Consider the following 13,198-nt stretch of genomic DNA (forward strand, 5'->3'; position numbering starts at 1 on the left):
TACACCTACAAAACCGCCGCAAGCTGCTGATACGCATCCATCGTAGCTTTCGGCGGTTAATCCGTTAATGGCTAATTAAAGTAATCACAGTGACTTCTGGTGGGCAAAACAAACGTCCTGGTGGATAAGTCCCTAACCCACGATTAACATAGAGCTGATTTGTTCCTATTTTGTGAAAACCCTGCGCCCATTCCCAGTGTTTCATAACTCTAGAACAGTCTCCTCGTAAAAATGGCACCACTCGCCGTAGTTTTCGGGGAAGTTTGCGAATAAACGGCTTATAGTAAATCACCGCAGGACCAAGTCCTGGCAATACAATTTGACCGCCGTGGGTATGACCAGACAGTTGCAAATCCACTCGCCATTTTTGTAATATTTCAGCACTATCTGGGTTGTGGGATAGCACAATACGAGGAATAGTATCGTCTAGCTGATTCATCACAATTTCAGGCTTAAATTCTCGTGACCAGTAATCAGCTAACCCAATCAAGGGTAGTTCTTTCCCTAAAGGATATGCAATTTCATTCCAAAGAACTTTAATATCTATACTTTCAAATGCAGCTGTGACTTCTGCTTTGGAACGAGTATAATATATATCATGATTACCAAGTGCGGCATAGATCCCAGCGCTACTTTGCAGATGTTTGAGTCGTAGCACTAGCTTATGAATTGGTGACGGATCGTCAGTCACATAGTCACCTGTTAAAACAACTAAATCGGGTTCAGCTTCGTTGCAAACTGCGATCGCTTGTTCCAACATTTTTTCCGACAGCCGCTTACCGTCATAATGCAGGTCCGACATATGAACCAGCTTCGTACCTTGTAACGATGCTGGCAACCCTGCAATATTAACCGTTAACTTCTCGACGCTTAAAGGTCCAGATAACAACCAGTGCATTGCGCTGACATGGCTCCGCTTACCAGCGCTTACAGCTTAACAAATCATTGCCAAGCGAGTATAGGGTTTGGAACAACTTTTTGAAAAATTTATCAAAGTTCTTGTGGATGTTAAACTAGATTTCGTCTTCATAACAAACTTAAGTCTTGACTTACGCAAAATTATGGAAAAACGAACCGCCAAGGACGCACTCGTACACCAAGAAATAAGAGTTTTAGAGAGTTCTTGCGTAAGTCCTATTATTAACAAAGTTATTTGAGCTACTATAAGCTTACAGTATCCCTAAATCTAATCTATGGAGCCTGCTTACATAAAGGATTATAGCCACTTTGAACAGCACGTAGCAACACTTCTCCATAGGGCGGGTTGGACAGTGATAGCTGCCAAATCAAACCAGTCTGGTTACGATTTGGTTGTGAAAAAAGGAAATTTATATGGCGCTGTTTGCATCAAGTGGTTAAGAAATAATGTCGCAGCACCGCAGCTTTTAAAGTTTGCTAATTTTTTCGATTCTGATGAAGGTAAAACATTTCAATTTGGCTTATTCATAACAACAAGAGGTTTCAGTGGACCAGCACTGGCTTTAATTAGATCCTGGGGGAAAGATGCTAAAATCCGCTGTGGAATTGCTCAGGAAAAAAAGCTAGTTGGCATTGATGGCGCTGATTACGAAGATAGAATTAATGACGATTCCACAACCTCAGAAAAGATTTATTTTGGCATTTTTACTTGTAAAGGAGGGGTTGGAAAAACAACTATAGCAGCGCATCTAGCAGGAGCATTTGCACTACAAGGATTCAATGTGGCGCTTGTAGATTTAGATCCAGAACAAAATTTGCAAAAGCTAGTAGGAGATGGGGTTTTTGTTCCTAATTCTAGAGGTAGGGGTACGACGATAGAAGTATTTGATGGCAGGGATTGGCATGAAGATTCCGCCCGTGATTGTAGAATAGTTATTTGCGATTGCTCTCCTGCACTTGAGCGGAACCCCACAAACTTACTCGAAAAATTGCACTATTGCATCATACCAACCACCTTAAATCCACTCGGCTTAAATAAGCATGGTCAAGTGATTCGAGATACTGTAACAGAAATACGTCACATAAACAAAAATGCTCACTTATTTGTTTTAGTTAATAACTTTAAAAATCCTGGATATCAAAAATTAAGTCTTCTCAGAAAAGTTTATTTAGAGACATATAAAGATATTCTCACAAAAGATGATAAGTTTCATTGTATAGACCCAGAAGAAGTTTGTATTCGAGCCAGTGAACAACTTTATTACTGGGGAATACATATTCTAGAAAATCCAGAAAATCCATCTAGCAGATTGGCATTTGACTTGATTGGAGGAAGGTGCTATCCACGTGATGACTTTATCAGCTTAGCAGATTATATAGAGACAAAAGCGGGTGTTGGAATTCTACGAGGTCAGTAAGTAGATTTGAAGAACTCTACCCAGCAAAACCTGCGCTTAGGCTTTCCTCGCCGCAAGACTATGGTGTACATAGAAGTCATTGAACTAACTAAAACCCCGTGGAAACCTCACCCTGCCCTATCGGGCATCCCTCTCCTTATAAAGGAGAGGGAAAGGTATTAGCTACCAAGGGTTCAATATGAAAGTGTTTTATTTAACAAATTCTATATATAGGACTCCTATTTGATTTTTGAAAAAAACTCAGTATACCTGTATTGCTTTTTCCCTGTTCCCTGTTCCCTGTTCCCTGCCCTGACGAGCTGTTCAGAAATCAAACCGGATTCCTATATACTGAAAATACTACTATAAGAGTTGTGCAAACCCAACAAACATAAATATCACCCTGTGATCTCGCAACGATAGTATAGAAATAGGATACCTTAAATTTTTTTATTATGAAAACACTTATATCTTATTACAAAGAAATACAAGAAAAGCTAAAGTCTCAATTAGAACGAACAGAAACAACTGAGCAAGTCGTCAAGATAGTTCAAGACGAGATTAACAAGCTTGCAGACTTGAGTGGTGATTACATTAGAGGATTAACCCCACCACAGGCACGCCTTGCTACAGTCATGTTAAAGGCGCTTAATCAATACACGAGCATTTTGATATTAGTCAAACTGCAAGATTCAATCCTAAGCACTTCGGAAAAATCTCACAGTAGTGCTAACTCACAATCCGAAAACCAGCTAGGCTTGACTGAATTAACCTCTAACACTTTAGCGCCATTTAACACAATGATTCAGATAGAAAAAAATCTGAAATCATTGACATCGCTTGACTATTACAAGCAGGGATTATCACAACAAGTACAGCAAAACCGCGAGGTTATGAGTAGCTTACTTGCTGGCGGTATAACGGGAACCTTGGCAGGGGGTTATATATGGGGGTTAATAGGAGCAATTACCGGAGGAGTGATTGGAAAAATAGTTCAGCAAACCCAGTCGTCTGAAAACACAGGTGTTGTCTCGCAGCCAGAACCACCTAAAAACACGTTGAAAACAAGTATTGTAAAAATAGATATTGATAAATTACTTGACCATCTCTATCAAGCTTTTCAATCAATTGATCTAACTGTTGCTGCGTACGGGGGAAGCGAAGAGAAATCATTCAAACCCGGTCTGGAAAATCATCTAGACTTGTTAGAGTATTTACAAGACCTGATGGCAGACGGACTCGATGAACAAACTCAACTGCCAACTGCGGTGCGTAGGCGCATTGAACAAGCTGCGACGATTTTGAGACGCTACGGAATTGAGACACGAGTTTATCAACCAATAGAGGAACAGGACTCGGGAATGGAAGCTTGGTCAATGTTTTACTTTGAGCCAAGTCTCGATCCACAAATTACAGATTACATCACCTTGAAACAAGCCTTTGTTAAAGATAACCAAGTACTTTTACCAGGTAGCGTAATTGAGCCTGTATAACCAATATCGTAAGGTGGGCAATATTCATCATTTTACTCTCGTTCTCACGTAGATCATGGGAACGAATCAATAGTATTAATTGTATGGAGCAAACAGAATTACTCATGCGCGATTATCATAATATCAAAATCATTGGATTTGATTTAGGGCATGGAGAAACGGCTCTTAGCTGGGTGCGAGCAGATAATGCAGAAACGACTCCTCAAAGTTTACTCATTAATAATAGGAAAAGCCAAATCACTGCCATTGCCCATCATCCTAAAAAAGGAATAATAATTGGTGAAATGGCATGTCAAATGCCCGATGCCACCATCTTTGAAATCGCCTTCAAATCTAGGCGTTTTAATGAAACCGCATATCAAAAAAATATTAAAGAATTTGTAAATGCTATATACCAGCATTTGATTGATACCCAACAAATTCAGTCTGGAGATAACAACTATTTTTTCATCGGTTGTCCATCAGGATGGTGGCAAGAAGAAATTGAGACTTACAAACAACTCCTCTCTAAAGATTGCTTGCCAAATGCAACCGTAGTCAAAGAGTCACGCGCTGCTTTGATGCACGCCAAAGAAAGTGGCATATTCACCATAGAAGAATTACAAAAGTCGGTGCTGGTCATTGACATTGGTTCTTCCACCACAGATTACACCCTTGTCAAGGGTATGTCTGACACTCCGATAGATTTTGGACACGACTTGGGTGCATCCTTAATTGAGAAAGAAATTCTTAAGAAAACCCTGGAATGTCAAACACAATATAGGGAGGGACGCGAAGAAATTTTACGACTTGGAGAAATTCTTAAAGATGAAGAAATTTTGCAACTAGAAGAAATTTCGCAACTTGAAAAAATTTTTGAGCAAAACCCAATATACAAAAATCGCTGTGAACTTCGATGCCGGAAAGCAAAAGAAGAGTATTTTAATTATCAAGATTCTTACGAAGAAACTATTGTTAATGTAGGTATTGAAGATATTCAGAGAAAATTTAAGTTTTTGCCTCTTGTCAATGGCAAAATAATGAACACTATTCTCAGTCAACCTCTACGAGAACTTGACAATAAAAGTTGGCGTGATGCTTTCCGTGACCAGTTGCAGGCAGTCAAAGAAAAGTTGCCACACATAGGCATTCAACCAAGTGCCATCCTCCTGACAGGTAGTGCTTCCAAGATGTCATTTGTTCTGGAAATATGCCAAGAAGTCTTTCCCGATTTGCCTTGCAAGCGAGATGGAGAACCTGAACTTAGTATTGCCAAAGGACTGGCACGTTGGGGACGTGTGTACATTCGCACAGCGGGATTTCTGGAAGAAATTAATCAATTTCTTGACCGAGAACTGACAGGTATTGTAGGAAATTATATACCCGTCTTCTTGGAAAAATTAGCCGAAGAACTGGCAAATGGTTTGGTAGACGACGTGATAAAACCAAGCGTGCAATCTTGGCGGAACAGAAAGATCATAACGCTATCATCTCTTGAATCGGAAATAGAGCAGAAAGCCAAAGCTTGGCTAACAGGAAGTGATGCCAATAATAAAGTGACGACCTGTTTAGTTGAGTGGTTGTCAAAAGTTCAAAACGAGGTGAGGGAAAAAACAGATTCAATCTGTAGAAAATATAGTTTACCACTCGAAACATTTGGCAGCAAAACAATTGACTTGGGCGATCACACAGACAAAGTTCCCACATCTATATCTTTGGATGATTTAACTGGGCTTTCTATATTTGTTGGGCACCTTGTTGCTTTAATCGTAGGCGTTGTCCTAGCAGGATTATTCCATATCCTACTTTTTACGGGAATCATTGCACCGATTGTTGGAATAATAGCTTACTTTATAGGTGAGTCCTTAGTTAAGGAAACAGATATACCGGGCTGGATACGCAAATTGGTGCCTGATCAAAAAATTGACGAATTAGCCTATCAGAAGAAACCAGAGTTGCAGCAAAAAATTCAACAGACTTTAATCCAAGATCCAACAATAGGTGTCAAATTGGGTAAATCTATCAGTGAGTGGCTTAAGGAAAGTGTGCAAGAGCAAGCGGATAAGGCTAGGTTGCTCATTGCTTAAGAAAGTACTAGGACTTACGCACCATCTGCTAGAAACCCGGTTTCTTCGTTCGTCTTTGGTTGCGAAACAGACGATTTTTGGTAGAAACCGGGTTTCTTTGCGTAAGTCCTGAGTACGTCAGTTTTGCAAATATACGCCCACATTCTAGAAGGGTGGGGCGAAACAAACAAAGCCCGCCTATGCGCTTCGCTAACGCGGGCTTGATTTTTATTTACTCCCTTCCCTGTGTAAGATTACCGATGTAATTTCTTCTCCCCTGCTTCCCTGCTCCCCTGCTCCCCTGCTACCTAAACGGTAATCTTCGGGTGGGAAAGGAGTAGGTGTACCTCAGAATTTGGGCTACCTTTAATATATTGAATAATAGTTCAGTAGATTGCTGATGACTCAGGAAGAATTGCAGCGGGTAATTGAGGAGGCGGCGAGTGAGGGAGCCAGAGAACTTGACCTATCGGGTAATGAGTTGACAGTTTTACCGCCTGAGATTGGCAAGTTGACTCAACTCAAAAAACTGATTATCGGCAAATATAAATATAATGACGCGGGCTGTATTGATGGTACTATCGGGAATAACCTGAGTGCTTTACCTACAGAAATCGGACAGCTTCACCATCTTGAAAAACTTCAGGTTACTGATAATCGCTTAAGCAGTTTGCCAGCAGAAATTGGACAACTCACCAACCTGCAAACGCTCCACCTGGGCAGCAATCAACTGAGCGCACTGCCAGCAGAAATTGGACAACTCACCAACCTGCAAACGCTCCTCCTCTGGGACAATCAACTGAGCGCACTGCCAGCAGAAATTGGACAACTCACCAACCTGCAAACGCTCCACCTGGGCAGCAATCAACTGAGCGCACTGCCAGCAGAATTTGGACAACTCACCAACCTGCAAACGCTCCACCTCGACAGCAATCAACTGAGCGCACTGCCAGCAGAATTTGGACAACTCACCAACCTGCAAACGCTCTACCTGGGCGACAATCAACTGAGCGCACTGCCACCCGAATTTGGACAACTCACCAACCTGCAAAAGCTCCACCTGGGCGACAATCAACTGAGCGCACTGCCAGCAAAAATTGGACAACTCACCAACCTGCAAAAGCTTCACCTGGGCAGCAATCAACTGAGCGCACTGCCAGCAAAAATTGGACAACTCACCAACCTGCAAAAGCTCCACCTCGACAGGAATCAACTGAGCGCACTGCCAGCAAAAATTGGACAACTCACCAACCTGCTATGGCTCTACCTGGGCAGCAATCAACTGAACAGCTTGCCAAGGGAAATTGGACGACTCACTAAACTCACAAACCTTGAGCTTGATCACAATCCCCTAAAATCACTTCCACCAGAAATCCAAACAAAAGGATTTAGAAAAATTCTGGAGTTTTACAGGCAACAGCTAGAACAAGAAACTGATTACCTCTACGAAGCCAAATTACTTATTGTAGGAGAAGCTGGAGCGGGCAAAACTACGCTAGCAAAAAAAATTCAAGACCAAAATTATCAGCTACAACAGGATGAAATCTCTACCGAAGGTATTGATGTTATTCAATGGAAATTTCCACTCTTAACTGGCAGAGAGTTTCAGGTTAATATATGGGATTTTGGCGGTCAGGAAATTTATCATGCTACCCACCAATTTTTCCTCACCAAACGCTCCCTTTATGTTGTGGTCGCAGATACTCGTAAAGAAGATACAGATTTTTACTACTGGCTAAAAGTGGTAGAGTTACTGAGCGGTAACAGTCCTTTGTTAATTATCAAAAACGAAAAGCAGGAGCGTAAACGAGAAATCAACGAACGGGAGTTACGGGGTGAGTTTACTAATTTTAAAGAAACACTCACTACAAATCTTGCGACTAATCGTGGTCTTCCAGAAATCCTTAATAATATTAAGTATTACATTCAAAAGTTACCCCATGTAGGAACAGAACTCCCCAAAACCTGGGTTAAAGTCCGGGAAGCTTTAGAAGACGACCCCCGCGAATATATTAGCTTGGAAGAATATCTCACTATTTGTCAACAATATGGGTTTACTGCAAATAAGGACAAATTCCAACTCAGCGGCTATCTGCATGATTTAGGCGTATGTCTTCACTTCCAAGAGGATGACTTGCTACGAAAAACCGTGATTCTCAAACCTAGTTGGGGTACAGATGCCGTTTACAAAGTTTTGGATAACCCACAAGTCATTGAAAACTTGGGTAAATTTGACCGCAATGATTTAGCAAAAATTTGGCATGACAACAAATATACCGATATGCGGGCAGAACTGTTGCAGCTAATGATGAAATTTAAACTGTGCTACAAAATTCCCAATCGTCCTGACAATCTTCCTGACACCTATATTGCACCTCAACTGCTTTGTGCTAACCAACCCGACTACACCTGGGACGAAACCAACAACCTGATTTTGCGCTACGAATACAAGGAATTCATGCCCAAAGGTATCCTCACCCGCTTCATCGTTGAGACATACCCTTGGATTGATGAACAAAAACTCGTTTGGAAAAGCGGCGTTGTTCTCAATAAAGACCAAACCCGTGCCAAAGTTATTGAAAACTATAATCAAAGGGAAATTAAAATTCGTGTCGCCGGAAACCGCAAGAAAGAACTGCTAGCAGTTGTCACCCACGAACTCGAAAAAATTCATCAGTCTTTCAAGCGTTTGAAGCCTGAAATCTTTGTTCCCTGCAATTGCCAAAGCTGTCAAGGAAGTCAGACGCCTTATGCTTATCCTCTGGATGCACTGCAAAAGCGCTTAAAAGCTGGTCGAAAACAAATTGAGTGCGAGAACAGCTTTCAAATGGTAGATGTCCGAAAGTTGATTGATGATGTTATGGAGCAAACTTCGGGTGCACAGTTGCAACGGGAATTAGAACAGAAGAAAAATGAATCTCAGCAATCATTTATGCCAGAACCCATAATCAGAAATCAAGTCTTCATAAGCTATAGTCATGAAGACCAACAATCGCTTACCGAACTCCAGAAACACCTAAAACCCATGATTCGCAATCAAAAACTCGCGGTGTGGGATGATACCAAGATCAAAGCCGGTGCTGAGTGGCGACAAGAAATCGAAGAAGCGATCGCAGCAGCAAAAGTAGCTGTGTTGATGGTTAGCCCTGACTTTTTAGCATCAGATTTCATTGCTGAGAATGAGTTACCTCCACTACTAAATACAGCTCAAGCCAAAGGACTTACGATTATTTGGATACCGTTGCGTTTTAGCAGTTACAAAGAAACAGCAATTGAAAAGTATCAAGCAGCGCACGATCCCAAGAATCCTCTAAGTAGGTTGAGTGAGGCAGAGCAAGATGGAGCTTGGGTGGACATCTGTAGTAAAATCAAAGAAGCAGCATCCAAGATTAATCAAGTGTAACAAAAGTGATATTGACTACTAAAATTTAGTTACTCCTATCACTATGTCATTACCTTTAATTTTTAATTTTATCTGCAAATCAAATGGGAATTTGTCCTAAGCTTGATCAGTTTCAGGTGCCAACGGTTCTATATTAACGATTTTGCCACCGAGTCGATTAATCCGCTGGAGTTCTTGATTTAAGCGGCTAAACGGTACCGTAATAAACACACTGGCACTGGAGCGAATGGCATAATTGTTATTATCCGTAACCTCATTTTGATGGAGACCGATCACTTCAAACCGGAAACTCCGATTCGCTGCAATGGAGTTGTTGCCTCTGCCGCTAACAATTTGATAAACCATTATATTATCCCAGAAATTAAAGGAAATTTAAATTCCCCCTTATCGGGGGATTGACAAATTTTATAAAGTCTGAATTAAAGAGGCGTAATACTGGCAATCTTGCCATTTTGGCGTTGAACCCTTTGAAAGTAATCTGATAGCTGTTCGTAGGGGATAACGACTGCTTGGTTGACGCGGCGAACCTTGGGATATCCTGGTTTGGAAATACTTGCCACTTCAACTCGATAGAGTCGTCCTGTGCCAAAAGCTTGTGAGCCTCCAAATGTGCTGCTGGGAGTTTCTCCTCTTAGCGGAGGACGATAGGCAAAGCCATTATTGCTAGGGGCAGGAGCAACTACGGTTGATGCACTATTTTTCGCCAGTTCACTAGCTAGACGAGGGGAATTGCCTGGGATTTGGGAGCGATCGCTCGTCGCATACCCACGATACAACTGAAAAATCCGGGTAAAGCCCACGGTTTTCTGTCCAGGTTGAGTCTTAAATCCCCGATAGTAGGGTACGATATTTTCCCCAAAGTTGACTTGGTACTCGCTTGAGTCAATATAGGAATCAATGTCAGCGTCGTATCCTTTGGTTTGGTACAAATCCAGGTGATAGGCTATCTCAGATTCATCATAAGGGGCACGACCCAAAAAATGTTTGTAGTTCAACTCAGTGAAACGGCTGTGGAAGCTACTGGAGAAAAACTTAGCTTTATACAGTTGGGATTTTGCCACCTGACGGACAAATTCTTGCACGCTTATTGAGCCATTCAACAGCAGAGATTCTGCGCCAGTCAGGCGTTCGGATTTTAATAAATAATCATTGCCTAAGACTTGACGATAAACAGCCGCGATCACAGCAGAAAGATCTGTCTGGCTGGCATTAGACCATAATTCAATAGGGGCAGCATTACTAAAAGCAGAGGTTCCGAGTCGAGATGCGGCTGTTGTAATAGCCATCTAAAAGTCTCCTTGATTAAAAACTTTTATGAAACAGGATTTACGCAAAAACTCTTCTTAACCTCTTTTCTTCGTGTCCTTTGCACGGCAGGTGCTACAACGGGGGGAACCCCCGCAACGCACTGCCTCGTCTTTGTGGTTCGTTTTTCCATAACTTTGCGTAAGTCCTATGAAAGAGTGATGCTAATAATCTTGCGTCCCTGGCGATTGAGTTGTTGCAATCGATCCGACAACTGCTCAAAAGGGACAACCACTTCACTAATACTCTGGCGGATAACTGTAGAGTTAGGAGAAGCCGCCTGCGTGAGGCGAATTCGATAAGTGTTACCACCGCGACGACCTGTTGAAGTGCCAGTTAAAGTGCCAGCAGAAGCAGGGTAGATGGGGGATACCAGGTTTTTTGCTAAATCCCAAGTTAATTGTCCTTTGGGCTTGCTTTGGGCGCGATCACTATTCGCATAACCTCGATACAACTGGAAAAAATGCGGAAACCCAACTGTTTTTTGTCCTACCACGGTTTGGAAGCCTCGATAGTAAGGGACAATGGAATCTCCAAAGCTTTGTTGATACTCGACAGAATCAATGTAGGAATTAATATCAGCTTCGTAACCTTGGGAATTGTAGAGATCGACGTGGTAGGCAATTTCTGACTCGTCGTAGGGCGCACGACCCAAAAGATGTTTATAATTTAATTCAATGAAGCGAACTTGAGAGTTGGAATAGAAGAATTTTTGTCGATATAGTTCTGATTGGGCGATCGCACGCACAAAATCCCGTAGTGTAATCTGTCCCTGACGCAAGAGTGATTCTGCACTCAAAAGACGCTCACTTTGCATCAGATGTTCATTGCCCAAAACTTGTCTATAGGTCGCCCAAATCACCGCCTGGACATCAGTTTCTGTCCTCACAGGACGCAGTTCAACCTTTTCAGCATCTGCAAATGGGCTAATTCCTAATCGGCTTGCTTCTCCCAGCCTTGCCATAATTCCACCTCTTAAATCTCGATCACACAACTGCGAATCTGGTTAAAAAGACATTTAAAAAAAACCCTTGCGTAGTCATTGAAAAGCTAGAAAACTCCAACAGCATAAGTATCTCAGTCAGTTTGAATTGAGAGAACAGATAATGATGCCAGTGTTTGAAGCCTTTCAGGCTGACTACACAAAGGCTCGACGCATTTGCAAACTTTAGGTTCAGTTTTGTGGAACTATGTAACGAAGTTTGGTGAAAATAATTTCGTAATAACATTACTTTGGATGCAAAATTACCAAATTATTTTCTTGCTGCATCACACAAAACTGAAAGACTTCCGCTAGGTCAAAGAATTGATCACATAATCAATGTAGGAGTTCGCTTCAACAGCGGGGTCACCTGATAAACCATGATTGGCCTTGATGTGTTTGAGGGCTTCAATGTACCAGCTTGGAGATAACTCAAAGGTGCGGTTGATTTCAGCTAAGCCAGCAATCAAATAATCGTCGATTGGACCTGTTCCACCTACAACCAAAGCATAAGTAATAATCCGTAGGTAGTAGCCTACATCGCGCACACATTTTGCCTTGCCAGTGGAACTAGAAGCGTAGTTAGGTCCATCCAACTGGGTGGTATAAGGAAACTTTTGATACACAGCGTTAGCTGCGGCTTCAGCCAGACTTGACGCTTTTTTAGATAACGTCTTTGCCGCTTCTAAGCTGACAGCTGCCTGCCGGTAACGACCGAATGCAACCTGGATTTCAGTGCTACCCAAAAAGCGACCTTGGGAATCCGCAGAAACAATCGCTTCCGTTAAAGGCGTCTTACTCATTGACTTAATATCTCCAAGTTTGTTCTATAAAGGATTGATTTGATGTAGTTGTGACGATTTAGGCAACAGCCGCCGCCGCGCGATCAAAATAGGTTGCAACTTCCGCAATCAGTGCACTGCAATCACCACGGGTAATACCGTTGGGATCATTGGCAATGGCGATCGAGGCATCCTTCAGCTTCTGAATACCAACAGCAACAGAAGCCCCAGGGGTGCCTAGTGCCAGATAAGTTTCCCGCAAACCATTGAGGGCACGATCATCCAATACACTGGCATCTCCTGCAAAAATCGCATAAGTCACATAGCGTAGAATGATTTCCAAATCCCGTACACAAGCAGCAGCACGACGGCTTGTGTAAGCATTTCCACCAGGCGCTATCAGCTGAGGTTGTTCAGCGAACAACTGTCGAACTGCATTAGCAACAATAGTAGAGGCATTGCTAGTAATCCGGTTGATGACATCAACGCGCTTGTTACCGTCTCTAACTAAACCTAGTAGAGCATCCAATTGAGAGTCATTAAGGTATTCTCCTCGTGAGTCAGCCTGGGCAACAACTTTAGAAAAAGCATCCTGCACCATAGTTGAAATCTCCTAAATTTTGATGAGTTGAGAATGAATGATGTGATTTTAAAACAGGAAGTGAAGGATTAAGCTTTGCACTTCTTCTCAGACGGAGAATCGCACAAGAAAAACTTGAAGCCAAGATTATAAAAATCTTAACCATTTGCTTTCTTATAGCAAGAACATCCTCTTCCAAAAGACTAGATTATCTTTTAGTATCTGAGAAAAATTCACAATCGTTATAAAAGCAATGAACCTCAATAAAACAGAAGCTTCACTACTTTGTTTCG

Annotated in this window: 10 protein-coding genes; 4 read left to right on the forward strand and 6 right to left on the reverse strand. The window is 41.9% G+C overall.

Features of this window, described 5'->3' with window-relative positions:
- Positions 1-64 precede the first annotated feature (64 nt).
- Positions 65-898 carry a metallophosphoesterase gene (locus AC5JM2_RS28925; RefSeq protein WP_495838480.1) on the reverse strand — a complete coding sequence of 278 codons (834 nt, stop codon included), beginning with the start codon at positions 896-898 and terminating at the stop codon, positions 65-67.
- Between the two features lie 295 nt (positions 899-1,193).
- On the opposite strand from AC5JM2_RS28925, the gene AC5JM2_RS28930 reads away from it, so the two are divergent.
- The 4 genes from AC5JM2_RS28930 (at position 1,194) to AC5JM2_RS28945 (ending at position 9,256) form a co-directional block, all read left to right on the forward strand.
- The gene (locus tag AC5JM2_RS28930) at positions 1,194-2,336 is read left to right on the forward strand and encodes a nucleotide-binding protein (protein ID WP_495838482.1); all 1,143 of its coding nucleotides are present in this window, start codon (positions 1,194-1,196) and stop codon (positions 2,334-2,336) included.
- A gap of 434 nt (positions 2,337-2,770) precedes the next feature.
- The gene (locus AC5JM2_RS28935; protein WP_495838484.1) at positions 2,771-3,808 is read left to right on the forward strand and encodes a hypothetical protein; all 1,038 of its coding nucleotides are present in this window, start codon (positions 2,771-2,773) and stop codon (positions 3,806-3,808) included.
- A gap of 83 nt (positions 3,809-3,891) precedes the next feature.
- On the forward strand, positions 3,892-5,874 hold the full coding sequence (locus tag AC5JM2_RS28940; RefSeq protein ID WP_495838486.1) for an Hsp70 family protein: 1,983 nt from the start codon (positions 3,892-3,894) through the stop codon (positions 5,872-5,874).
- Between the two features lie 379 nt (positions 5,875-6,253).
- Entirely contained in the window at positions 6,254-9,256 is a 3,003-nt protein-coding gene (locus tag AC5JM2_RS28945; protein ID WP_495838488.1) for a COR domain-containing protein, read from the forward strand.
- 96 nt (positions 9,257-9,352) lie between these two features.
- Here AC5JM2_RS28945 and cpcD read toward each other — a convergent pair whose 3' ends face one another.
- From cpcD to cpcB, 5 genes are all read right to left on the reverse strand, one after another.
- Positions 9,353-9,601: a rod-capping linker protein CpcD gene (cpcD, locus tag AC5JM2_RS28950; protein WP_495838490.1), complete on the reverse strand. Its 249-nt coding sequence runs from the start codon at positions 9,599-9,601 to the stop codon at positions 9,353-9,355.
- 74 nt (positions 9,602-9,675) lie between these two features.
- Positions 9,676-10,542 (reverse strand): phycobilisome rod-core linker polypeptide, encoded by an 867-nt coding sequence (locus AC5JM2_RS28955; protein ID WP_495838492.1) that lies wholly within the window; start codon positions 10,540-10,542, stop codon positions 9,676-9,678.
- Positions 10,543-10,709: 167 nt separating this feature from the next.
- Positions 10,710-11,525, reverse strand: a complete 816-nt coding sequence (locus tag AC5JM2_RS28960; protein ID WP_495838494.1) for a phycobilisome rod-core linker polypeptide — start codon at positions 11,523-11,525, stop codon at positions 10,710-10,712.
- Positions 11,526-11,854: 329 nt separating this feature from the next.
- Positions 11,855-12,346, reverse strand: a complete 492-nt coding sequence (gene cpcA / locus AC5JM2_RS28965; protein ID WP_495838496.1) for a C-phycocyanin subunit alpha — start codon at positions 12,344-12,346, stop codon at positions 11,855-11,857.
- Positions 12,347-12,404: 58 nt separating this feature from the next.
- A complete protein-coding gene (cpcB, locus tag AC5JM2_RS28970) occupies positions 12,405-12,926 on the reverse strand; it encodes a C-phycocyanin subunit beta (RefSeq protein ID WP_495838498.1) in 522 nt (173 codons plus the stop codon).
- Positions 12,927-13,198: the final 272 nt, after the last annotated feature.

Source organism: Brasilonema angustatum (genome assembly GCF_059505445.1).

What these genes read in the sequence shown, in the direction of transcription:
- AC5JM2_RS28960 (WP_495838494.1), bottom strand. Translation starts at nt 11,525, where the DNA reads ATGGCAAGGCTGGGAGAAGCAAGCCGATTAGGAATTAGCCCATTTGCA.
- AC5JM2_RS28945 (WP_495838488.1), top strand. Translation starts at nt 6,254, where the DNA reads ATGACTCAGGAAGAATTGCAGCGGGTAATTGAGGAGGCGGCGAGTGAG.
- AC5JM2_RS28925 (WP_495838480.1), bottom strand. Translation starts at nt 898, where the DNA reads ATGCACTGGTTGTTATCTGGACCTTTAAGCGTCGAGAAGTTAACGGTT.
- cpcA (WP_495838496.1), bottom strand. Translation starts at nt 12,346, where the DNA reads ATGAGTAAGACGCCTTTAACGGAAGCGATTGTTTCTGCGGATTCCCAA.
- AC5JM2_RS28940 (WP_495838486.1), top strand. Translation starts at nt 3,892, where the DNA reads ATGGAGCAAACAGAATTACTCATGCGCGATTATCATAATATCAAAATC.
- AC5JM2_RS28930 (WP_495838482.1), top strand. Translation starts at nt 1,194, where the DNA reads ATGGAGCCTGCTTACATAAAGGATTATAGCCACTTTGAACAGCACGTA.
- cpcD (WP_495838490.1), bottom strand. Translation starts at nt 9,601, where the DNA reads ATGGTTTATCAAATTGTTAGCGGCAGAGGCAACAACTCCATTGCAGCG.
- cpcB (WP_495838498.1), bottom strand. Translation starts at nt 12,926, where the DNA reads ATGGTGCAGGATGCTTTTTCTAAAGTTGTTGCCCAGGCTGACTCACGA.
- AC5JM2_RS28935 (WP_495838484.1), top strand. Translation starts at nt 2,771, where the DNA reads ATGAAAACACTTATATCTTATTACAAAGAAATACAAGAAAAGCTAAAG.
- AC5JM2_RS28955 (WP_495838492.1), bottom strand. Translation starts at nt 10,542, where the DNA reads ATGGCTATTACAACAGCCGCATCTCGACTCGGAACCTCTGCTTTTAGT.